At 54.4% G+C, this 20802-nt stretch carries 22 protein-coding genes and 1 pseudogene; 21 read left to right on the plus strand and 2 right to left on the minus strand.

Going from position 1 to position 20802, the window contains the following annotated elements; translation table 11 throughout:
* Positions 1 to 70 precede the first annotated feature (70 nt).
* Positions 71 to 721 (plus strand): annotated as a pseudogene (locus H7A81_RS16325) (helix-turn-helix domain-containing protein); the annotation flags it as partial.
* 1 nt (position 722) lies between these two features.
* On the opposite strand, the gene H7A81_RS27700 reads toward H7A81_RS16325, so the two are convergent.
* Entirely contained in the window at positions 723 to 854 is a 132-nt protein-coding gene (locus tag H7A81_RS27700) for a hypothetical protein (RefSeq protein WP_255464748.1), read from the minus strand.
* A 194-nt stretch (positions 855 to 1048) separates the two neighbouring features.
* Entirely contained in the window at positions 1049 to 1753 is a 705-nt protein-coding gene (locus H7A81_RS16330; RefSeq protein WP_182058059.1) for an SDR family oxidoreductase, read from the minus strand.
* A 107-nt stretch (positions 1754 to 1860) separates the two neighbouring features.
* On the opposite strand from H7A81_RS16330, the gene H7A81_RS16335 reads away from it, so the two are divergent.
* The 20 genes from H7A81_RS16335 to H7A81_RS16430 all read left to right on the plus strand — a co-directional run.
* Positions 1861 to 2748: a LysR substrate-binding domain-containing protein gene (locus H7A81_RS16335; RefSeq protein ID WP_182058060.1), complete on the plus strand. Its 888-nt coding sequence runs from the start codon at positions 1861 to 1863 to the stop codon at positions 2746 to 2748.
* A gap of 276 nt (positions 2749 to 3024) precedes the next feature.
* Complete coding sequence (locus H7A81_RS16340; protein ID WP_182058061.1) at positions 3025 to 4212, plus strand: M20 family metallopeptidase; 1188 nt, start codon at positions 3025 to 3027, stop codon at positions 4210 to 4212.
* 21 nt (positions 4213 to 4233) lie between these two features.
* The gene (locus H7A81_RS16345) at positions 4234 to 5082 is read left to right on the plus strand and encodes a transporter substrate-binding domain-containing protein (RefSeq protein WP_255478984.1); all 849 of its coding nucleotides are present in this window, start codon (positions 4234 to 4236) and stop codon (positions 5080 to 5082) included.
* A 12-nt stretch (positions 5083 to 5094) separates the two neighbouring features.
* A complete protein-coding gene (locus H7A81_RS16350) occupies positions 5095 to 5814 on the plus strand; it encodes an ABC transporter permease (RefSeq protein ID WP_045816766.1) in 720 nt (239 codons plus the stop codon).
* A 9-nt stretch (positions 5815 to 5823) separates the two neighbouring features.
* Complete coding sequence (locus H7A81_RS16355; RefSeq protein WP_045816765.1) at positions 5824 to 6510, plus strand: ABC transporter permease; 687 nt, start codon at positions 5824 to 5826, stop codon at positions 6508 to 6510.
* Complete coding sequence (locus H7A81_RS16360) at positions 6507 to 7283, plus strand: ABC transporter ATP-binding protein (protein ID WP_160834542.1); 777 nt, start codon at positions 6507 to 6509, stop codon at positions 7281 to 7283. The genes H7A81_RS16355 and H7A81_RS16360 overlap by 4 nt, the downstream gene beginning before the upstream one ends.
* 363 nt (positions 7284 to 7646) lie before the next feature.
* On the plus strand, positions 7647 to 8144 hold the full coding sequence (gene tssB, locus H7A81_RS16365; RefSeq protein WP_182058062.1) for a type VI secretion system contractile sheath small subunit: 498 nt from the start codon (positions 7647 to 7649) through the stop codon (positions 8142 to 8144).
* A gap of 28 nt (positions 8145 to 8172) precedes the next feature.
* Positions 8173 to 9720 carry a type VI secretion system contractile sheath large subunit gene (gene tssC, locus H7A81_RS16370; protein ID WP_182058063.1) on the plus strand — a complete coding sequence of 516 codons (1548 nt, stop codon included), beginning with the start codon at positions 8173 to 8175 and terminating at the stop codon, positions 9718 to 9720.
* 14 nt (positions 9721 to 9734) lie between these two features.
* Positions 9735 to 11072, plus strand: coding sequence for a type VI secretion system baseplate subunit TssK (tssK, locus tag H7A81_RS16375; protein ID WP_182058064.1), 1338 nt, complete (start codon positions 9735 to 9737; stop codon positions 11070 to 11072).
* The gene (gene tssL / locus H7A81_RS16380; RefSeq protein ID WP_182058065.1) at positions 11069 to 11719 is read left to right on the plus strand and encodes a type VI secretion system protein TssL, short form; all 651 of its coding nucleotides are present in this window, start codon (positions 11069 to 11071) and stop codon (positions 11717 to 11719) included. The genes tssK and tssL overlap by 4 nt, the downstream gene beginning before the upstream one ends.
* Entirely contained in the window at positions 11719 to 13380 is a 1662-nt protein-coding gene (locus tag H7A81_RS16385; protein WP_182058066.1) for an OmpA family protein, read from the plus strand. The genes tssL and H7A81_RS16385 overlap by 1 nt, the downstream gene beginning before the upstream one ends.
* 4 nt (positions 13381 to 13384) lie before the next feature.
* The gene (gene hcp / locus H7A81_RS16390) at positions 13385 to 13876 is read left to right on the plus strand and encodes a type VI secretion system effector Hcp (RefSeq protein ID WP_058960474.1); all 492 of its coding nucleotides are present in this window, start codon (positions 13385 to 13387) and stop codon (positions 13874 to 13876) included.
* 153 nt (positions 13877 to 14029) lie between these two features.
* A complete protein-coding gene (gene tssH / locus H7A81_RS16395) occupies positions 14030 to 16669 on the plus strand; it encodes a type VI secretion system ATPase TssH (protein WP_182058067.1) in 2640 nt (879 codons plus the stop codon).
* Positions 16656 to 17213 carry a type IV secretion protein Rhs gene (locus H7A81_RS16400; RefSeq protein WP_182058068.1) on the plus strand — a complete coding sequence of 186 codons (558 nt, stop codon included), beginning with the start codon at positions 16656 to 16658 and terminating at the stop codon, positions 17211 to 17213. The genes tssH and H7A81_RS16400 overlap by 14 nt, the downstream gene beginning before the upstream one ends.
* Positions 17214 to 17248: 35 nt before the next feature.
* Positions 17249 to 17653 (plus strand): putative T6SS immunity periplasmic lipoprotein, encoded by a 405-nt coding sequence (locus tag H7A81_RS16405; RefSeq protein WP_182058069.1) that lies wholly within the window; start codon positions 17249 to 17251, stop codon positions 17651 to 17653.
* Between the two features lie 62 nt (positions 17654 to 17715).
* A complete protein-coding gene (locus tag H7A81_RS16410) occupies positions 17716 to 17982 on the plus strand; it encodes a hypothetical protein (protein ID WP_182058070.1) in 267 nt (88 codons plus the stop codon).
* A gap of 5 nt (positions 17983 to 17987) precedes the next feature.
* Positions 17988 to 18413 carry a putative T6SS immunity periplasmic lipoprotein gene (locus tag H7A81_RS16415; RefSeq protein WP_182058071.1) on the plus strand — a complete coding sequence of 142 codons (426 nt, stop codon included), beginning with the start codon at positions 17988 to 17990 and terminating at the stop codon, positions 18411 to 18413.
* A 101-nt stretch (positions 18414 to 18514) separates the two neighbouring features.
* Positions 18515 to 18961, plus strand: coding sequence for a putative T6SS immunity periplasmic lipoprotein (locus H7A81_RS16420; protein ID WP_182058072.1), 447 nt, complete (start codon positions 18515 to 18517; stop codon positions 18959 to 18961).
* 100 nt (positions 18962 to 19061) lie between these two features.
* Entirely contained in the window at positions 19062 to 19457 is a 396-nt protein-coding gene (locus H7A81_RS16425) for a putative T6SS immunity periplasmic lipoprotein (RefSeq protein WP_182058073.1), read from the plus strand.
* Positions 19458 to 19566: 109 nt separating this feature from the next.
* The coding region (locus H7A81_RS16430; protein WP_370529960.1) for a type VI secretion system Vgr family protein at positions 19567 to 20802 on the plus strand (1236 nt) is incomplete at its 3' end.

Below are 20802 nucleotides of genomic sequence, written 5' to 3' on the forward strand. Positions count from 1 at the left end.
CGTGATTCACCTATAGCCAACTCTTCTCACATGACGTCCACTCTTTCCCTACACGACGATCTTCCGAGCTCTGCTGGGTATAGCAATCCGTCTGGATGCTACGATGGTCGCGCGGTTAGTGGCACAACTTGCCGAAGCTGAGACAGCGGTCACGGTACCACCAGCAGGGATTATCTCTACGCCGATTAATGAGGTGCTGGCAGAAAGCACGTTGCGATTACTGGAGGCGCTCAGCGATCCACTGGAGGCTAAAGTGCTGGGACCCGCGCGCGTAGAGGAGATATGCTTTCGTATATTGATGGGCGAACAAGGCGGGGCGGTGCGCGCGGCGCTAACCTATCAAGGCCATTTTGGCCGTATAGCCCGTGCGCTGCAGCGTATCCATGCCGACTGGCAGCAGCCACTGGATGTACCTCACCTGGCGAACGAAGCGGGGATGAGCGTGCCGCGTTTCCATCTGCATTTTAAAACGGTGACGCAAACGTCCCCGATTCAATATCTTAAATCGCTGCGTTTGCATCAGGCTCGTTTGATGATGATTCGCGATAATTTGACCGCCGCCGGTGCCGCGGCGCGAGTGGGATATGAGAGTGATTCCCAGTTTAATCGCGAGTTCAAACGTCTGTTTGGTCGCAGCCCGGCAGAAGAAGCGAGGGTGATGAAAAGGGCATTTGAACTGCTGCCGCCTGAGCAATTAACCGGGCGACTACAGGCACATTAACTTAACGTATGCCCATCACGGCAATCACCGCCACAATCCAAAACAGGGCACAGCCTGTCAGCATCCATTGCCAGATCTGATGGCGTTCAGGATTGAAAAGCGCATGGATGCGTGCACGAAAAATCGTTTGCATAGAAACCTCGGGTCAGAATGTTTAATCGGATATGGAGTGGCTGCGTTCAGAAATGTCTGGCAGCGGATAGGAACATTCTGACTATTTCTTACACAACGATCGACGAGACCAGTCTTGTTTGTGCGAGGGAGGAAAGTGGGACAGGGGCCTCCAGCCGCGAAGATTGGGACTTCACGCGGCTGGGGACAACGGTTTTACACGCTGTGGGTGACGCCTCCATCAACACGAATGTTCTGAGCGGTGATGTAGGCCGCGCCGGGTGAGGCGAGGAACACGATGGTGGCGGCGACTTCTTCTGCCGTGCCATAGCGTTTAAGTGGCACACTCTCACGACGCTCATCACTTTTCGGCAGACTGTCGATCCAGCCCGGTAACACGTTGTTGATGCGAATGTTATCCGCTGCGTAAGCGTCAGCGAAAATTTTAGTGAATGAGGCGAGTCCGGCGCGGAAAACCGCTGAAGTTGGGAACATGTCTGTGGGTTCGAACGTCCAGGCGGATGAGATGTTGATAATGCTGCCGCCGCCCTGTTTCTGCATGATAGGCGTCACCAGACGTGCTGCGCGCACAACGTTCAGGAAATAAGTCTCCATGCCGCGCTGCCAGTCATCATCACTCAGTTCCAGTATCGGCGCACGTGGCCCATGTCCGGCGCTATTGACCAGCACATCAATGCGACCCCACCGCGCCATCGTCGCCTCAACCAGTTTTTGTAAGTCATCCACTGACTGGTTGGATCCGGTGATACCTAATCCGCCTAAACGGTCAGCCAGCGCTTCCCCTTTGCCAGAGGAGGAAAGGATCGCAACCTTATAGCCATCCGCTGCCAGTTTTTTTGCTGCTGCGGCACCCATGCCGCTTCCGCCTGCCACAATCACTGCGACTTTTTCTACTGTCATGATTCGTATCCTTTTTAAGATTAGAAGTCGATTTATTGCAGTATAGGGGCTAAATTCGGTTGCAGAGAGTCAGTCTGATTCGCAGTTGACGATAGGAAAACTACAGGATGGGTCAGGGGTTTCCCACGCTACCGCCGCTTAATGCGTTGAAAGTATTCGAAGCGGTGACGCGTCATCTCAATTTTCGCCTCGCTGCTGAAGAGCTTGGCGTCACTCAGGGCGCGGTGGCACAGCAAATTCGTGGGCTGGAGAGCAGCCTGGGGCTGAAACTGTTCGAACGGCTGCCGCGGACTTTGGCGTTAACCGCAGCGGGTGCAGGTTATGCGGTGAGTGTCCGTCAGGCGTTTGAGTTGATCGATGAGGCCACACGTGCTTTGCGACCCGAACCGGATCATCTGACCTTGAGTGTCACGCCGACTTTTGCCAGCCGCTGGATGCTGCCTCGCTTACCGGCCTTTACCACCGCGTGGCCGGATATTGACCTTCGTGTACTGGCCTCAGAAAGATTGGTGCAGTTTCATCATGAAGGGGTTGATCTGGCGGTGCGTTATGGACGTCCTCCGTTTGGGGCAGGGCTGGATGCCACACTGCTGTTCAGTCAAAGCGTATTGGCAGTGGTGAGTCCGGATTTATTGGCTGGGTTGGGCGATCCGCAGGATCGGGATAGCTTTGAGCGCTATGCTTTGCTGCATGACGGGCACCATCTTTGGCCAGTGTTTCTCTCTTATCTTTTCCCGCACAGTACGCTACATCATCAGCATCATTTGCGTTTTAACCAGACTGCGCTTGCCTTAGAGGCGGCGGTCAGCGGGCAGGGCATTGCCCTCACCAGTCCGCATTTTGTCGAAAACGATCTTGCTCGCGGTCGTCTGGTGCCCGCGTTTCCTCAGCAAATGAACGTTGACGCGGGCTGGTATCTGGTCTCTCCCCATCGTCCACGTGAACACACGAGCGTACAGGCCGTGCGTGCGTGGTTGCTTGAGCAAATAAAATAGCTGTATGTGGCCGAAAAAATGCTCCGTTTTTGTTCAATCACAAAATCAGTAATTCTGATGATCTCATGTGGATTATGAATGTTATAACTGACTGAAGATGCAAACCCGGGCTTTTATCCTGCAAACGCAGTGGATTAGCAAAATATCACGATATTTCAGCAAGTAACCATTAGCAATGCGCGTTGCAATCCTGCTATGGCTGTGAATAAATACGAGGTCAATCATCATAAAAATGCCATAAAGGCCAGGCGTCAGCCTGAAAAGATCAATGCAATTATGACCGACCTTAAAGATGTTTTAGCCAGGGACATCAGCGCCAAAAGCGAAAGCATGGAAGCGCACCTGATTGCCATCCGCCGTGATATTCACGCGCACCCCGAACTCGGATTTGACACAATTCGTACCGCGCATATCGTCGAGCAAGAACTGTTGCGCCTTGGCCTCTCACCACAAACGGGCGTCGGCAAAACCGGCGTGGTCGTGGACATTGTGGGCGAACAGCCCGGCAAAACCATTCTGATCCGCGCCGATATGGACGCGCTGCCGATTCAGGAACAGACCGGTTTACCGTTTAGCAGCACCTATCCCGGTAAAATGCATGCCTGCGGCCACGATATCCACACGGCGACGCTGCTGGGTGTGGCGGCGATTGTTGCGCAATACCGCGGCCAGTTAAAAGGCACGGCGCGGCTGATCTTCCAGCCAGCAGAAGAGACGCCAGAGAGTGGCGCCGAGGCGATGATTGCTGATGGCGTGGCAGAGGGCGTGGATCTGGCGATCACTTTGCATAATAAGCCCGAGCTGGCGGCAGGTGAAATTGCGCTGACGCGCGGTGCCAGTACGGCTTCCAGCGACGAATTTGATGTCGTCGTCCACGGCAAATCCACTCATGCTGCGCGCCCACATATGGGAATCGACCCGATTATTGCGGCGGCGAACCTTATCAGCCAACTGCAAACCATCATTTCACGTGAACTCGATCCGGCGCATTCTGCGGTGTTAACCATTGGCCATATTCATGGTGGCTCGACGCACAACATCATTTCCGATAGCTGCCTGATTCAGGGCACCGTGCGGGCGAAATCACCTGAGTCACGCGCGCACATTGAGCACGCTTTTAAGCGTATCTGTGCCGGCGTGGCGCTTTCGCTGAATACACGCATTGATGTCAACTATCAGCGCGGCGTGCCCCCGTTAATGAATGATGATGCGCTGATCGATGTGCTCGAACCCATTTTGTCGCACCAGTTTGGTAAGCCGATTGTGGCGAAACCAAGTGCCAGTTTTGGCGCGGAGGACTTCTCCCTGTTTACCGAGCGGGCGCCAGGTTGCCAGATTCATATTGGATCCGGTGCGCCGGGACGCGACGATCATCTGCATAATTCGGATTATCAACCCGACGAACGCAGCATTCATGCAGGCACTCAGGCATTAGCCCGTTTAGCCATCGATTTACTCTCCTAAAATAATGAACTCTGAGGTTTTATGATGATGCGTAAAGGGCTGTTTACTGCTTCCGCTGGCCTGTTGCTGCTGGCTACTTCTGCACTGGTGCAGGCAAAAGATTTTGGCACACTGAAATTCGCAACCGAAGCGGCTTATCCTCCGTTCAACCAGTCTACGCCGAGCGGCAAGATTGTTGGCTATGAGCCCGATATGGTGGCGGAACTGGCGAAACGTGCAGGCTTCAAATATGAAATCGTGGCGCAGAAATGGTCCGGCATGATCCCGGGCCTGGTCGATGGCAAATATGACGCGGTTATTGATGCTGTAACCGTCACGCCTAAACGTGAAGAAGTGGTGGATTTCACCCATCAGTACACTGTGAGCGTGTCTGGTTTTGTCACCCTGAAAGGTAGCGCTGTAGAAACTTTGCCGGGTAACGGTGAAGTCGTTCAGGCGGGTGATGAGGCGGGCATGACGAAAGCCATCGATGCGCTGAAAGCGAAATTCAAAGGTAAAACCATCGCCGTGCAGGTCGCGACTATTCAGGCTGATTTCCTCAACAAATATCTGGCTGACGTTGCCACCATCCGCACCTATCAGGCTGGCCCGGAAACTTTTGCTGACCTGCTTAACGGTCGCGTTGATGCGGTAATGGCGTCACGCACCAACCTGAATGCCTATGTGAAAAAACACACCGATACCGTGAACAGCACCGGTTACGGCTTCTCCGGCGGCGTGTTAGGGCAGGGTTCAGCGATTGCCATTCAGAAGAACAACCCGGAGCTCAAAGCGGCGCTGGATACGGCTTTAGTTTCAATGATCAAAGATGGCACGCTGAAACAGCTATCAGAAAAATGGTTCGGCGAGAACGTCGCGCCTGCGGAGTAATGCTAAGCGCTTATGACTATTGACTGGCAATTGTTAGGTTTTGGTGACGAAGGCTGGGGCGGCGTCTTGCTTGACGCCGCCACGGTGACCGTCACCGTTTCTTTGTGTGCATGGCTGCTGGGCGCAGTGCTCGGCAGCCTACTCTGTTGGATGCAAATTGGTGGTGCGCGCTGGCAACAGCGCCTCGCTAATGGCTATATCACGCTGTTTCGCGGCGTCCCTGAGCTGCTGGTGATCTATTTGTTTTACTTCGGTGGACGTCAGGTGGTCTCCTTCGTCGGGGAAACATTAGGCATGCAGGGGCCGTTTGATGTTAACGGTTTTGTCGCCGGGGCTATCGCCATCGGATTGATCTCTGGCGCTTACCAGAGTGGTGTGTTTCGTGGCGCATTTTACGCCATCCCGAAAGGCACGCTGGAAGCGGCTACGGTGACAGGTATGGGACGACTGATGTTGTTTCGCCGTATGATCGTGCCGCAGGCGCTTCGCACCGCGCTGCCAGGCATGGGGAATCAATGGCAATCAGTGATCAAAGAGTCTGCACTGGTTTCCGTCACCGGCTTAGTGGAAACCATGAACCAGATTTCCACCGCATCCAACTCCACGCAAATGCCGTTTTTCTTTTACAGCGTTGGCGCGGTGATCTACCTGATCATCACCACCTGTTCCGATTTTGTTTTCCGCTATGTGGAAAAAGTGGCCATGCGCGGGCAACAACGCGCGCGGTTGTAAGGAGCCACGATGGATTTCACCTTTTTACAGCATACGCTGGCCGCGTTGCTGCGCGGTTTACCACTGACCCTTAATCTGGCCGTTTTGTCACTGCTGGGTGGGGGGATTTTAGCGTTATTGCTCAACCTGTTGCGCCAGAATCGCTATGGTAGCGTCTTTGCCCGCTTTTACGTTTGGCTGTTCCGCGGCACACCCTTGTTAATCCAGATTTTTATGATCTATTACGGATTGGGGAGTTTACCGGCAGTGCGCGAGAGCGTGCTGTGGCCGCTGTTGCGCGATCCCTACTGGTGCGGGTTGATTGCGCTGGTGCTTAACGATGCGGCTTACACTTCGGAGATTCTTCGTGGTGGTCTTAATGCCGTTAGCGTGCAGTCGCTTGAGGCAGCCAAAGTCAGCGGTATGTCGCGCTTCACGACGCTGCGTCGCATCACCTTGCCGCTCGCCGTGCGTCAGGCGTTGCCTGCTTACAGCAATGAAATTATCTCGATGATCAAATCCACATCCCTGGTCAGCACCATCAGCCTGATGGAAATGACCGGTATCGCGGACTCGATTGTGTCGGAGACGTTCCGTGCGCTGGAGGTGTTTATCAGTGCGGCGATCATTTATCTGCTGCTGACTGTGCTGGTCAGTAAAGCGGTGGCGCTGCTGGAGCGCCGTTTGTCACCTTATCATGTTGGAGCACGTCAATGAGTAAACCCACTATCGCCCTGAGTCATCTCAGAAAAAGTTATAGCGGGCATGAGGTGCTTCATGACATCAGCCTGACGGCGCAGGATGGCGACGTGATATCACTGATTGGCGCCAGTGGTTCCGGAAAAAGTACGCTATTGCGCTGTATTCCGTTTCTTGAAGTGCCGCAAGGCGGGGAAATCGCGGTCGGGGATGAGGTGGTCACCATTGACAATCCCCACGAGAAACTCAGCCGTGAGCAGCAGCGTCGTATCAAACTGATGCGCATGCAATTGGGTTTTGTCTTCCAGAGTTTCAATCTGTGGCCGCACAAAACGGTGCTGCAGAACATTATTGAAGCGCCGGTACATGTGCAGAAACGCAGTCAAAAAGAGGTGATTGAAGAAGCCGAAGCTCTGTTGCATAAAGTCGGGCTGTATGAAAAGCGCAACGCGTGGCCATCGCAGCTGTCAGGTGGGCAGCAGCAGCGTGTGGCGATAGCGCGTGCGTTGGCACAGCAGCCCAAAGCGCTTCTTTTCGATGAGCCCACTTCCGCACTCGACCCTGAACTGGTGGGCGAAGTTTTACGAGTGATCCGCAGTCTGGCTGAAGAGGGACGCACGATGATCATCGTCACCCACGAAATGGGCTTCGCGCGTGATGTCTCCAACAAAGCGGTGTTTCTGCATCAGGGCAAAATCGAAGAGTCGGGGCCGCCACAGCAGGTGTTTACTGATCCGCTCTCAGACCGGTGTCGCGCATTTGTGAGTAGTCACTTGCAGCGTAATAGTTAACCTCCTTTCAAACCCGCTTCGGCGGGTTTTTTCATATCCAAACCCGCTAATAAGTAATTTTTTTGGTTAACAATCCCGCCCTGAAATACATTAATTTTTAGGATATTTCTTGCGATTTATCTTAACGATTTCAGTTAATAAAACAGTGTATACACCATAAATTTTCAGACCCTTCCTGGGCCTTAACCACGCTCAACTTCAACGACTTACAATAAAAAGCAAGAAATTTCCTATATAAATCAGATCACAAAGATCATCTTACCCTGTTGCTATCCGCATTGAGCCTAAGATATATTCGCGCAGAATCACACAAGGAAAGTGTGCTTAAAGCGTGCTTTCCGCGCTTATTTAACAGGAGGTTGTATGAGCAATTCTTATCAAAACGAAATACCCAAAGCGCGCGTTAACATCAAACTCGACGTTCACACCGGCGGCGCTGCACGCAAAATGGAGCTGCCGCTCAAACTGCTGGTGACCGGCGATTTCAGTAATGACCAGGAAGATCGCGTGCTGAGCGAACGCGAAAAGGTCAACGTCAATAAAAACAATTTCGACAGCGTACTCGCTGACTTCTCGCCATCAGTCCGACTCACCGTGCCGGATACCTTGTCAGCGGATGGCAGTGAACAGGCCATCAATCTGACCTTCAGCAACATCAAAGACTTCGAACCTGAACAGGTCGCTCGTCAGATCCCGCAACTCAAAGCGATGCTCGCGATGCGTAATCTGCTGCGCGATCTCAAATCCAATCTGCTTGATAACGTCACTTTCCGCAAAGAGCTGGAGATCATCCTGAAAGACCCGGCACTGAGTGACGAACTGCGTTCCGAACTTTCTGCGCTTGCCAGCGATAACGGCTGAACCCTTTTAACGGACTAAATGAGAGACGATGCTGATGTCAGTTCAGAATGAAACCCTGTCTTCCGGTGGTACCACCGTGCTTGAAAACCCTGCAGCGGAAGGGGTGTACGCCTCGCTGTTCGATAAAATTAATCTCCATCCGGTCACCTCACTGAGCGATCTGAATGTCTGGCAAGACAATCAGGCGATGTCAGATGCCACCGCTGACGAGCGCGTGACGGCGGCGATGCAGGTGTTTCTTAATCGCTTAAAAATCAGCGGTGAGAAAGTCGAAAAACTGGATAAAAACCTGCTGGATCACCACATTGCCGAGCTGGATTATCAGATCAGCCGCCAGTTGGATGCGGTGATGCACCATGACGAATTCCAGAAGGTGGAATCGGTGTGGCGTGGATTGAAATCACTGGTGGATAAAACTGATTTCCGTCAGAACGTGAAGTTGGAAGTGCTTGATGTGTCGAAAGAGGATCTGCGTCAGGACTTCGAAGACGCACCGGAAATTATCCAGAGCGGCCTGTACCTGCAGACTTACGTTGCCGAGTACGACACGCCGGGCGGCGAACCGATTGGCGCGGTGATCTCTGCCTATGAATTCGATGCCTCTGCGCAGGATATGGCGCTGCTGCGTAATATCTCGAAAGTTGCTGCATCGGCCCATATGCCGTTTATCGGTTCTGCAGGGCCGGCATTCTTCCTCAAAGAAACCATGGAAGAAGTGGCTGCCATCAAGGACATCGGCAACTACTTCGATCGTGCGGAATACATCAAGTGGAAATCCTTCCGCGACACCGATGATTCACGCTATATCGGCCTGACCATGCCGCGTGTGCTGGGCCGTTTGCCGTACGGACCAGATACCGTGCCGGTGCGCAGTTTTAACTATGTTGAAGAGGTGAAAGGGCCGGATCACGATAAGTATCTCTGGACCAATTCGTCTTTCGCTTTCGCCGCCAACATGGTGAAAAGCTTTATCAACAACGGCTGGTGCGTGCAGATTCGTGGCCCACAGGCGGGTGGTGCGGTGCAGGATCTGCCGATTCACCTCTATGACCTCGGCACCGGTAATCAAGTGAAAATCCCTTCTGAAGTGATGATCCCTGAAACCCGTGAGTTTGAATTTGCGAACCTCGGTTTTATCCCGCTTTCGTACTACAAGAACCGTGATTACGCCTGCTTCTTCTCCGCAAACTCCGCGCAAAAACCGGCGCTGTATGACACCGCAGATGCTACCGCCAACAGTCGCATCAATGCGCGCCTGCCTTACATCTTCCTGCTATCACGCATCGCGCATTATCTGAAGCTGATTCAGCGCGAAAACATCGGCACCACCAAAGATCGCCGCTTGCTGGAACTGGAGCTGAATACCTGGGTGCGTGGATTGGTGACTGAAATGACCGATCCGGGTGATGAGTTGCAGGCTTCACATCCGCTGCGCGATGGCAAAGTGATTGTGGAAGATATCGAAGATAACCCGGGCTTCTTCCGCGTGAAACTCTTCGCAGTGCCGCATTTCCAGGTGGAAGGCATGGACGTCAATCTGTCGCTGGTATCTCAGATGCCAAAAGCGAAAGCGTAAGGCGGCTATCCGGAATGAAAATTTACCGTCCGTTATGGGAAGACGGCGCGTTTCTGACGCCGCAACAGTTCCAGCAGCAGGCTATGTGGGACGCGCATGTGGCAGGTACTGTCGCTGGCATGACGCTGGCACACCCCTGGGGCGTGCTGTGTGCGGAGTTCGATGAGGGCGCGCTGGCACTGTCAAAGCTGAATGCGACGCACATTGCCGTCCGCTTTGCGGATGGCTCACTGGTCGATACCCATCTGGCTGACACACTGCCACCGGTCTGTGAGCTGACTGATGTGACGGATCGGGACAGCGTAGAGGTGGTACTGGCGCTGCCGCTGATCAACGCCAACGGCGGTAATCTGGAAAACGGTGCGGACAGCGAACGTCCGCGCCGCTGGGTCGCCACCCGGGAGCGCGTGCAGGAACTGGCAGGTCACGAGCGTACCGAGATTGCGGTACAGCGTTATGCGCTACGCCTGCGGCTGGCGCATCAGGAAAACGCGGCATACCTGACCTGTCCGGTTGCCCGTCTGGTGCGCAACGCTCAGGGGCAGTGGATGCGCGACACCACGTTTATTCCCCCCATGTTGTCACTGGCTGCGAGCCCGGCGCTGGTCGCGGCGCTGGGTGATCTGCTTCATCGCCTGCAGGCACGCCGTCAACGTCTGATGCAACTGCGCCGCGAGAGTAACGAACGCATGGCGGATTTTGCCGTGTCCGACGTTTCTCTGTTCTGGCTGCTCAATGCGCTGAACAGCGCGGAGCCGGTGCTGACAGAGTTGTATCAGTCACCGTCGCGCCATCCTGAACTGCTTTATCGTGAGCTGGTGCGCCTTGCGGGCAGTCTGCTGACATTTTCCCTCGAGAACGCGCCGGACGATATCCCGGCCTATCGGCACAACGCGCCAGAGCAGGTTTTCCCGCCACTTTTCACGTTGCTGGATACGCTGCTGGAGGCAAGCCTGCCTTCCCGCGTGATCGCCATCGACCTGGAAAAACAGGGGGTGCTGTGGAAGGGCAGGCTGCACGATGCGCGCTTGCGCGAAGGGGCGGATTTCTATCTGTCCGTGCGCTCTTCGCTGCCAAATCATGAACTTCAGGCGCGCTTCCCGCTGCTGTGCAAGGCAGGCAGCCAGGACGATGTGTCAGAGGTAGTGAATATCGCGCTGAGCGGCATGGTCATCCGCCCGCTGCCGCATGTCCCTGCGGCCATCCCGTTACGCCTGGAAAATCAGTATTTCGCGCTGGATCTCTCAACGGATGCGGCCCGGGCGATGCTGGCCTCCGGCGGCTGTACCTTCTACACGCCGGAATCGCTCGGTGAGCTGAAACTTGAACTCTACGCGGTGCTGCGCTCATGAATAATCCCAACACACTGACAGAGCGTCTGTTTTTTCAGGGCTGGCTGATGGTCAGCCAGCTGCGTTGCGGACAGCAAATTGAAAACGGCGACGCGCTATACCGACGCGCGGCGGGCTGGGTGAAGTCAGCCCGCGAGGCGTTGACAGAGGCCGGGTTCAGCGAGGCCAGCCGTGACCACATGCTGTATGCCTTCTGCGTGCTGCTGGATGAGGCAGTGTTAAACAGAGGGAGTCAGGACGATGGCTGGCTGCGCTGGACCCGTGATCCATTGCAGGTGCGCTTCTTTGGTTCACTGAACGGCGGTGAAGCGCTCTGGGATCGCATCCGCACCGTGCTGAACGAACCCGCAGCGGACATTACGGTGCTGACCTGCTTTTACCGCACCCTTCAGTTGGGGTTCGTCGGGCATTACCGCGCGCAGGATGACGAACGTCGTGAAGATGTGGTGAATGCGCTGGCTGCCCGTGTGCCGCCTTTTGCGCTGCCGGAAGATGCGCCGCTGGTGGTACGCCCCGCAGGTCTGCGCAGCGGACGCCGCTTTTACTGGCTGAGCTGGGCGATGGCCGTCGTGCTGCTTGGCGGTCTCTGGTTCGTGCTGGAGTCAACGCTGGCAGAGATGGTGTCGCGCATGGCAGGTGCACAGTAATGGTCCGACCCGATTCACGTCAGGGTCTGCTGCTGCTGGCAGCCGCGCTCGCAATCCTGCTGGTGGTGGGCTTCTGGGGACTGAGCCCGCTGAATACGGTAGCACTCTGTGTGCTGGTGCTGCTGGTGGCCGGTTTTCTTCTGTGGCGTCTGCAGCGTAATGCTACTGATCACCAACAGGACATTGATGCCAGTCTGCCGCCGGAAACTTATTGCGGGCCGGTGATTCTGGTTATCGGGGATACGGCACCGTTGTTTGGTGAACTGAAACACCGGGAGACCCGGCTGGGGTGGTATCTGAACGTGCGCCAGCCTGCTGAACTGCCCGCGCTGGTGGAACGGCTGGCACAGCAGTATCCGGCGCTGCTACCTCAGCTTTCAGTGATGCTGGCAATCATCCCCGGGCAGCACACCTCCGCTGACGTATTGGTTCAGCAGCAGGGTGGATGGCTGAGGGCCGTTTCAGAGTGCCGGGTTGTGCTTAAAGGGTTGCCGCCATTGTGTGCCGTGATATGGGGCTCGTCAGTGGATGAGCGCACGCACTGGTTCAGCTATACGCCAGACCATTCGCAGTTTCAGTTTCATCCGGAAAATGACGCCCGCCTTTCGCTGGCGGAGTGGGTCAACCGGGATCCCCTGCATTTTCATCACGCGCTCAGACTGCAAAGCCTGATGCAATGGTATGCGGGGCAATTCGCGGCTTCGCACACCGCGAGCCCCTGCCAGATTGGCGTTTGCCTGACGCCAGTGCCGTCGCTACCGGGCAACCTGTGGCAGCAGCATGCAGTCGGGCTGACCACGCTGTCGCCTGAAAACTATGCGTCTCCGCCTTCACTGCCATTGCCTGATGTGCTGCTGTCCGTTATGCCGCAGCGACAGGGTATCAGCCGCTGGCTGCTCACGGCGCGTAGGGTCGGGATGATGCTGGGCCTGTTTCTGGCGCTGGCCATGCTTGCTTCCTTTATTCATAACCAGCGCCTTGTGCGCAGCGTGGCCGATCACCTTGCCCTGTGGCGCAGCCTGCCGGAGGACGCAATCGCGGCAAAAATGCTTGCACGCGATGCGCTTATCCATGATCGCTCGCTGCTGGATGCCTGGCAGCGCAGCGGTGAGCCACTGCGGTTCGGAATGGGACTTTATCAGGGCATGCGGCTTAGTGCGCCGGTAAACACAGCCATCCACCGCTGGTCACCCCCGCCTGCGCCTGCTCCCGTGGTTCAGCAGGTAGTGCAGGGCCCACAGACGGTGCGGCTTGACAGCTTGTCGCTGTTTGAATCGGGCAAAGCGGCGCTGAGGGCGGGGTCCGACAAAGTGCTCATCAATGCACTGTTGGGCATCAAGGCCCGACCCGGCTGGCTGATTGTCGTCGCTGGCCATACCGACAGCACCGGCAATCAGCAGAACAATCAGTTGCTCTCGCTGAAGCGCGCCGGAGCAGTGCGCGACTGGATGCGCGACACCGGCGATGTACCGGAGAGCTGCTTCGCGGTACAGGGCTACGGTCAGGATCGTCCGGTTGCAACAAACGAGTCGGCGGAGGGGCGTGCGCTCAACCGCCGGGTCGAAATCAGTCTGGTGCCACAGGCGGAAGCCTGCCGCGTGCCGGACGCACACACCCGGTCATCACAGGATGATGGCCATTCTCAGTCTGAAAAGGAGTAACAACATGGCAATTCCAGTTTATCTGTGGCTGAAGGACGACGGCGGCGCGGACATCAAGGGTTCAGTAGACGTGCAGGACCGCGAGGGCAGCATTGAGGTGGTGGCACAGGAGCATAACTTGTACATCCCGACCGACAACAACACCGGCAAGCTGACCGGCACCCGCATTCACACGCCGTTCCTGTTCACCAAGGAAATCGACTCGTCGAGCCCGTACCTCTACAAGGCCGTAACTACCGGTCAGACCCTGAAGTCGGCGGAGTTCAAATGGTATCGCATCAGCGACGCAGGACAGGAAGTCGAGTACTTCAACACCAGGCTTGAGAACGTGAAGGTGGTGAAGGTGAATCCTGTCATGCACGACATCAAAGATCCTTCCAAAGAGAAGCACAACCATCTGGAGATGATTGAGCTGCGCTACGAAAAAATCACCTGGACCTACAAGGACGGCAACATCATTCATTCCGATTCCTGGAACGAACGCGCCACCGCGTAAGCCCGTGCGGACGGTTCGCCGTCCGCTTTTTCAGGCGTGCGCCTGCGCGCGGGTGCACGCCTGAAAAACACACTGATGTGCAGATACTACAGACCTTATGGGCCTCGGTTTACGGCCAGGGGCGGTAGCGTGCCTGAAACGGAGAGAACACCTATGGAACACCAGTCTGCAGCGTTGCTGCGCCGCCTTAACCCCTTCTGCGCCCGCGCGCTGGAGGCCGCCGCCTCACTGGGCCAGACCCGCGCGCACGCGGAAATTTTCCCCGAGCACTGGCTGCTGAAGCTGCTGGAGCAGGGAGAGGGCGACATCACGGTGATGGCCAGGCGCTATGAGTGGGACATGGACGGCGTCTGGCAGGGGCTGCTGGACTTTCTCGACGGTCAGCCTCGCCTGGTGCGCAGCCGCCCGGATCTTTCGGCTCGCCTGCACCACCTGCTGAAGGAGGCCTGGCTGGCGGCCTCGGTGGACGGTGAGGAGCGCATCCGAAGCGTACACCTGCTGACCGCCATCATTGGCAACCACTCGCTGACTCGCTGTGACGCACTCTGGCCAATCCTCACGCTGAGCCCGCGCCAGATGACGGCGCTGCGCCCGCTGCTGGACGCGCAGTCGGACGAACGACCCGACGCGCTGCAGCCGAACGAACCTCTGGGGAGCCTGAACGCAGAGGAGGGCGAGCCACCTGCGCTGGCGGGCGCTGCGCCTGCTACCACCGCTGAGGCGCTGTCCCGCTTCACCCGCGACGTTACCGCCGACGCGCGGGGCGGGAAGATTGACCCGGTGTATGGGCGCGATAATGAAATCCGCCAGATGGTGGACATCCTCTCGCGTCGCCGCAAGAACAACCCGATTCTGGTGGGCGAACCAGGCGTGGGCAAAACTGCGCTGGTCGAGGGGCTGGCGCTGCGCATTGCGGAAGGCAACGTGCCAGCCAGCCTGAGCACGGTCAGCGTGCGCACCCTGGATCTTGGCATGTTGCAGGCGGGCGCGGGCGTGAAGGGTGAGTTTGAGCAGCGCCTGAAGAACATCATTACTGAGGTGCAGCAGGCTGAGCAGCCGGTGCTGCTGTTCATCGACGAGGCCCACACCATCATCGGCGCGGGCAATCAGGCAGGCGGCGCGGATGCAGCTAACCTGCTGAAGCCCGCACTGGCGCGCGGCGAACTGCGCACCATCGCCGCCACGACCTGGAGCGAGTACAAGCAGTACTTCGAGAAGGACGCTGCACTGGAGCGCCGCTTCCAGATGGTGAAAGTCGATGAGCCGGACGACGAGACCGCCTGCCTGATGCTGCGTGGCCTGAAGTCTCGCTACGCGCAGCACCACGGTGTGCACATCACCGACGAAGCCGTGCGCGCCGCCGTCACGCTGTCCCGTCGCTACCTGACCGGACGCCAGCTGCCGGACAAGGCGGTGGACCTGCTCGACACCGCGAGCGCGCGCGTTCGCATGAGCCAGGACACGGTGCCGGAAGCTATCACGCAACTGCGTGCCCGCACGGATGCCCTGAATATTGAGAAGCGCGCTATCCTGGATGATCAAGCGCTGGGGGGCACCGTTCAGGAGGCGCGCATGCATGACATTCTGAAAGAACTGGCCAACGCGGATGAACGTCTCGAACAGCTGGAGCTGAGCTGGGTGGCCGAGCGTGAGCTGACGGAGACGCTGCTTCTCTGCCGGCAGGATGCTTCTCAGCAGGTGCGCCGCTTTGAACTTCAGTCCGCTCTTCATGCGCTGCAGCAGGGGGAGCCGCTGATGGCGCTGGACGTGGACGCACGCACGGTGGCGGGGGTGATTGCCGACTGGACCGGCGTACCGCTCTCTTCCTTAACGAAGGACGAGCAGACGGAGCTGCTGAAGCTGGAAAAGGCACTGGAAGCGCGCGTGGTCGGCCAGCCGGTGGCGTTGAACGCCATTGCACAGCGCCTGCGCGCGTCGAAAACCGGCCTGACCGCCGAGAACGGGCCGCAGGGCGTGTTCCTGCTAGTCGGCACCAGCGGTACGGGTAAAACTGAAACCGCGCTGGCGCTGGCTGATACCCTGTACGGCGGCGAGAAATCGCTGATTACCATCAACCTCTCCGAGTATCAGGAGGCGCACACCGTAAGCCAGCTGAAAGGCTCGCCGCCGGGCTACGTCGGCTACGGGCAGGGCGGTGTGCTGACCGAAGCGGTGCGTAAACGCCCGTACAGCGTGGTACTGCTTGACGAGGTGGAGAAGGCGCACCGCGACGTGATTAACCTGTTCTACCAGGTGTTCGATCGGGGCTTTATGCGCGACGGCGAGGGGCGGGATATTGACTTCCGCAACACCGTTATCCTGATGACCTCTAACCTCGGCAGCGACGCGTTGATGCAGAAACTGGACGAACAGCCGGACGCCAGTGAAGCTGACCTGCGGGAACTGCTGCGCCCGGTTATCCGCGACCATTTCCAGCCCGCGCTGCTGGCGCGCTTCCAGACGGTGATTTACCGCCCACTGGCTGCTGAGGCGATGCGCACCATCGTCGAAATGAAGCTCGGGCAGGTCAGCCAGCGGCTACAGCGCCACTACGGCCTGCGCACGGAGATTTCGGACGCGCTGTACGATGCTCTGACCGCCGCATGCCTGCTGCCAGACACTGGCGCACGCAACGTCGATAACCTGCTCAACCAGCAGATTCTACCGGTGCTTAGTCAGCAGCTTTTGCAGTCTCAGGCCAGCGGGCAGTTGTCTGGCACTCTCAGCCTGGACTGGAACGAAGAGGACGGTGTGCTGATGACATTTGAGAATCTCATTCATGAACAAAACTGAAAGAGATGCGGCAGCCAAAGAAGGTAGCCTGCGGTTGATGAGTATAGGGGAAATCATGCTTGCCAGGACGGTGTTCCGGGACAAAATTGATTATCACAAGGTATGGATCCACAAAGACAGCTACCTCCCGTTTGGTTTGCAAAATGAAGCTGTTGCTATGACGCCTAAGGGAGAAATATTTTACCGTCCGCCACTTTACCGGAACGATTTTGCTGACCTGGCTCAGAGTGACCTAGCCGACAGACATACTTTTATACACGAGCTCAGCCATGTATGGCAGCGCCAAAAGGGAATGTGCGTGATATGCAGGGGGCTCATAAGCTGGCTGGCGAGCTATCGCTATGAACTGGATGGACGGCTACTGAGTGAGTATCCGATGGAGCAACAGGCACAAATTATTGCAGATAATTTTCTACTGGCGAGTGAGGGGTATAATACATTTATGGAGTACCGGCGTCGTAGTTATGTCACGCTGGACGGCAACCTGGATGAGTCTATTATTTCGCAGAAATATAAACATGCGTTGAGAGGATTCCCTTGGTGAATGTATCTCAGAGGATAATTAGTTGCAGGTTGGCTTTGTCAGTAATCGTATTTCTCCTGGCAGGATGTCTAGGAGACAGATTCACACTTTCAGAAAATGCCCCTCTCAGCATAGATGCTGACCGCATCTGCTTCACTGTATTAAAACCTGATGATTATTCACTTTCATATTTTGACCTCTTTGAAAGAGGAAATCGGAACTCTGTTAAGCACCCAGAAATAGCAGAATACAAAACCGATAACAGCCTGCTTCTTTGCTTGGCTGAGGACACAGTAAGCGATTCAGAAATTGTTTATGTTGCGCAGTTTGGTCTGACGACACAGACCAAACGTAAACCGATTCGGAAGTTTTCTGTGGCTTTTAACGCTGAAAAAACGGGATTTATCAGTGTTCCGCTGCTGCAAAACGAAATCAGTTATTACATGGGGCGGGGATATTAGCGGTTCAGTTTATCAACGGACTGACCCGCACTGATTTCATAGAGAGGGCGTTTCTTCGTCTTATGAGTAATCAGGCTATGTGTGTTATCTGTCTCGGTATGCTCAGTTTTATGGCTACTTATGCTTATGATCTTGACGGCCGACTATTGAGCGAATACTCAATGGAGCAACAGGCTCAAATAATTGCTGATAACTATATTCTTACTGAGTGGGGATTTGGTCGATGGAATGAGTTAAGGTTGTATGACTATGTCAAATCTGTTAGAGCATTGAGTGAGCCTGAAGCCTGTTTAGCTTATATGAAAGCATTGAGAGGTTTTCCATGGTGAAATTTATGAAATTATATTTCATCGGCATATTCACATGCTTCGCTATAGTCGGGTGTACTTTGGGAGAAGATCCTGTCGAGTTTGAACGCGATGCCGATATGAGCGTTATTGATGATATGCTATGTATAAATATACCCCAAAACAAAGCGTATTATTTCAGTGTGATTTCAATAAAAAATAAAGGTGGCTCAGGGCCTAGGAAAACAATCGATGGCAGCGAGTTAATAGCAGTAAATAATAAACGTTGCATGCCATTACCCTGGTTGCCTGCATCAGAAAAAAAAGAATATATTATTCATTATGGTCTATTGTCCAGGCTGGAAACACTTCCATCCTTTAGAAAAGTAGCGGCCATAAGGTTGAAGAATAGTCGGGTCTATAATTTTCCATTAAAAAGAGAAGATTATTTCCCAAGCTTCATCTCTGAGTGAGATTATGTTGACGGAAAAACGGACTTTTAAATATCGTTAGCAAACGAACGTACCCAGCCTGTTCTCGATGAAAGGTATAGATGTGTTCTCTGAGGTTTTCCATGTTGAAGGATGATTTTATCCCAAGAGTAAATTGGTTGCCTATGATTGTTGCATTTATCATAACTGGCTGTATTGGAGAAAAGGTCACGTTTTCTGAAGTGGCTAAGGTTGAAAGTAAAGGAAATAAAGTGTGTTTTAAAGTCAGGCGCGTCGATGATGTTACAGTGGGAAGTATAACCATTTTTAAACGGGGGCAAAGCGAAAATAGAGAGTTTGTGGGGTGGGATGCTGTGGAGGTAGTCAATAATGAGTATATATGCTTAAACGATTTTACTTTCATGGATTTAACTAAGAGAAAGTATATTGTCAGGTTTGTTTTGAATCAGAGTGGAAATCGACAGAATCTAAGACTTTTCTCCACTGCGATGGAATTTAAAGATGGAGATTTTGTGAATGTTCCATTGCAACAGGATGAGGTTGTGCATTATCTTGGTCGAAGAATTTGATTGATTTTAAATACTTCTTCCTGTCAAATAAATTTAACACATAAATAACAAAGTGATTTTTTCAGGTGCGACCTTGATATTAAAAAAGTGCTCTTTACTCATGGTGTTTGTATTGCCAGGCTGTATTGGCGATAAATTCACACCTTCTCAGCAAACATTGGTCAGCAAAGTTGATGGCCGCATATGCTTCACTGTATTAAAACCTGATAATTATTCACTTTCATATTTTTACCTCTTTGGAAGAGAAAGTCGGAACTCTGCTAAGCAGCCGGAAATAGCAGAATATAGAACCGATAACAGTCTGCTTCTCTGCCTGACGGAGGACATTATTAACAGTTCAGAAATTGTTTATGTTGCTCAGTTTGGTCTGACGTCTCAGACCAAGCGTAAACCGATCAGGAACTTTTCCGTGGCTTTTAAAGCTTACAACACGGGCGTTATCAGTGTTCCTCTGCAGCGAAACGAAATCACCTATTACATAGGCCGCGGATATTAGCGTTTTATTTCATTAAACGCCTGACCGTTTCAACTCAATACACTGAATACTTATCTAACCCGCATTCCTGAAAGGGATTGAACCATCCGTCATCACGGAGCGAATGACAATGACCCCAAGTGAAATGTTACTTAGCGCAGCATCGGTTTTATCGTCTACCCAGAATCGCTACTCTCTTCACATTCCCGCCTGCAATGCTGTTATTGATGTTGAGAGTCTGAACGGTACGGAAACGCTGAGCGCGAATTACCAATATGACGTGCTTTTCACCAGCCCCGATAAAGACATCTCGCCAGAGAAGATGCTGCGCAAAGCGGTAACGCTGACCATGAGAACCGGCTCTCTGCTGGAACCCGATTCGCAGAAAATTGTTCACGGTTATATCACTGACTTCCGCCGTCTGACGGGTTCCGCAGACCAGGTCAGCTATCTCATTATTATTGAACCCCGCTTTGCGCTTCTGGATAAGCAATACCGCTCACATCGCTTCTTTGTGAATAAATCGGTGCCGGAAGTTGTCAGTCAGATCCTGGATGAGCATGGTTTTCAGGGGTGGGAATATGAATTCAGCCTGAAGCATGGCTACCCCAAAAGGGAGCAGATTAACCAGTATCAGGAAAGTGACCTGAAGTTTGTACAGCGTCTGTTGTCCGAAATCGGCATTTTCTATTACTTCACACTTCAGCCAGACACTCAGACTGAGGTCATCCGTTTTGGTGACGCGCAGAGCGCTTATGCCGATCAGAAGTCGCTGCCGCTGAACAGTCCCTCGGGTCTTGAAGACAATGCTCAGGAATCCGTCTGGAACCTGAATCTGACCCATAATGTGGTTGAAGCGGGTGTGACAGCAAAGGATTACAATCACCGTGAGGCACAGCGCGTGCTGCGGTCGGTGAAGGCCGATATGACGCGCGGTGATGGTGACAACATCTCTTACGGGGAGGTTTATCACTATCGTCCCCGCCATCCCTTCGCCGGAGATAAGTTTGCTCCGGAGACCGAAACCGCAAACTTTTATGCCCGTCTCGATCATGAACGTTTTCTTGCCCGGCAGACGCTGATATCCGGTGTTTGCAACGATGCTTTTACCAGCCCCGGACATGTTTTATCTGTTACCGAAACAGGCATACCCACTCTGCCTGCACAGTTGCAGAGTCCCGTTTTAATCACCCAAATCAATGTCAGTGCGAGCCGACGTTCGGCCTTCCAGGCCACGCTGAATGCTGTGCCCTACAGTGAGACGCTTTGCTGGCGTCCCGCACTGATTGCTCGTCCTAAAGTCAGCGGCACCATGACGGCGCGTGTGACCAGTGCGAAAGACAACGACATCTATGCCTGGCAGGAT

The organism is Pantoea sp. ME81, assembly GCF_903970985.1.
GTDB lineage: Bacteria > Pseudomonadota > Gammaproteobacteria > Enterobacterales > Enterobacteriaceae > Pantoea > Pantoea communis.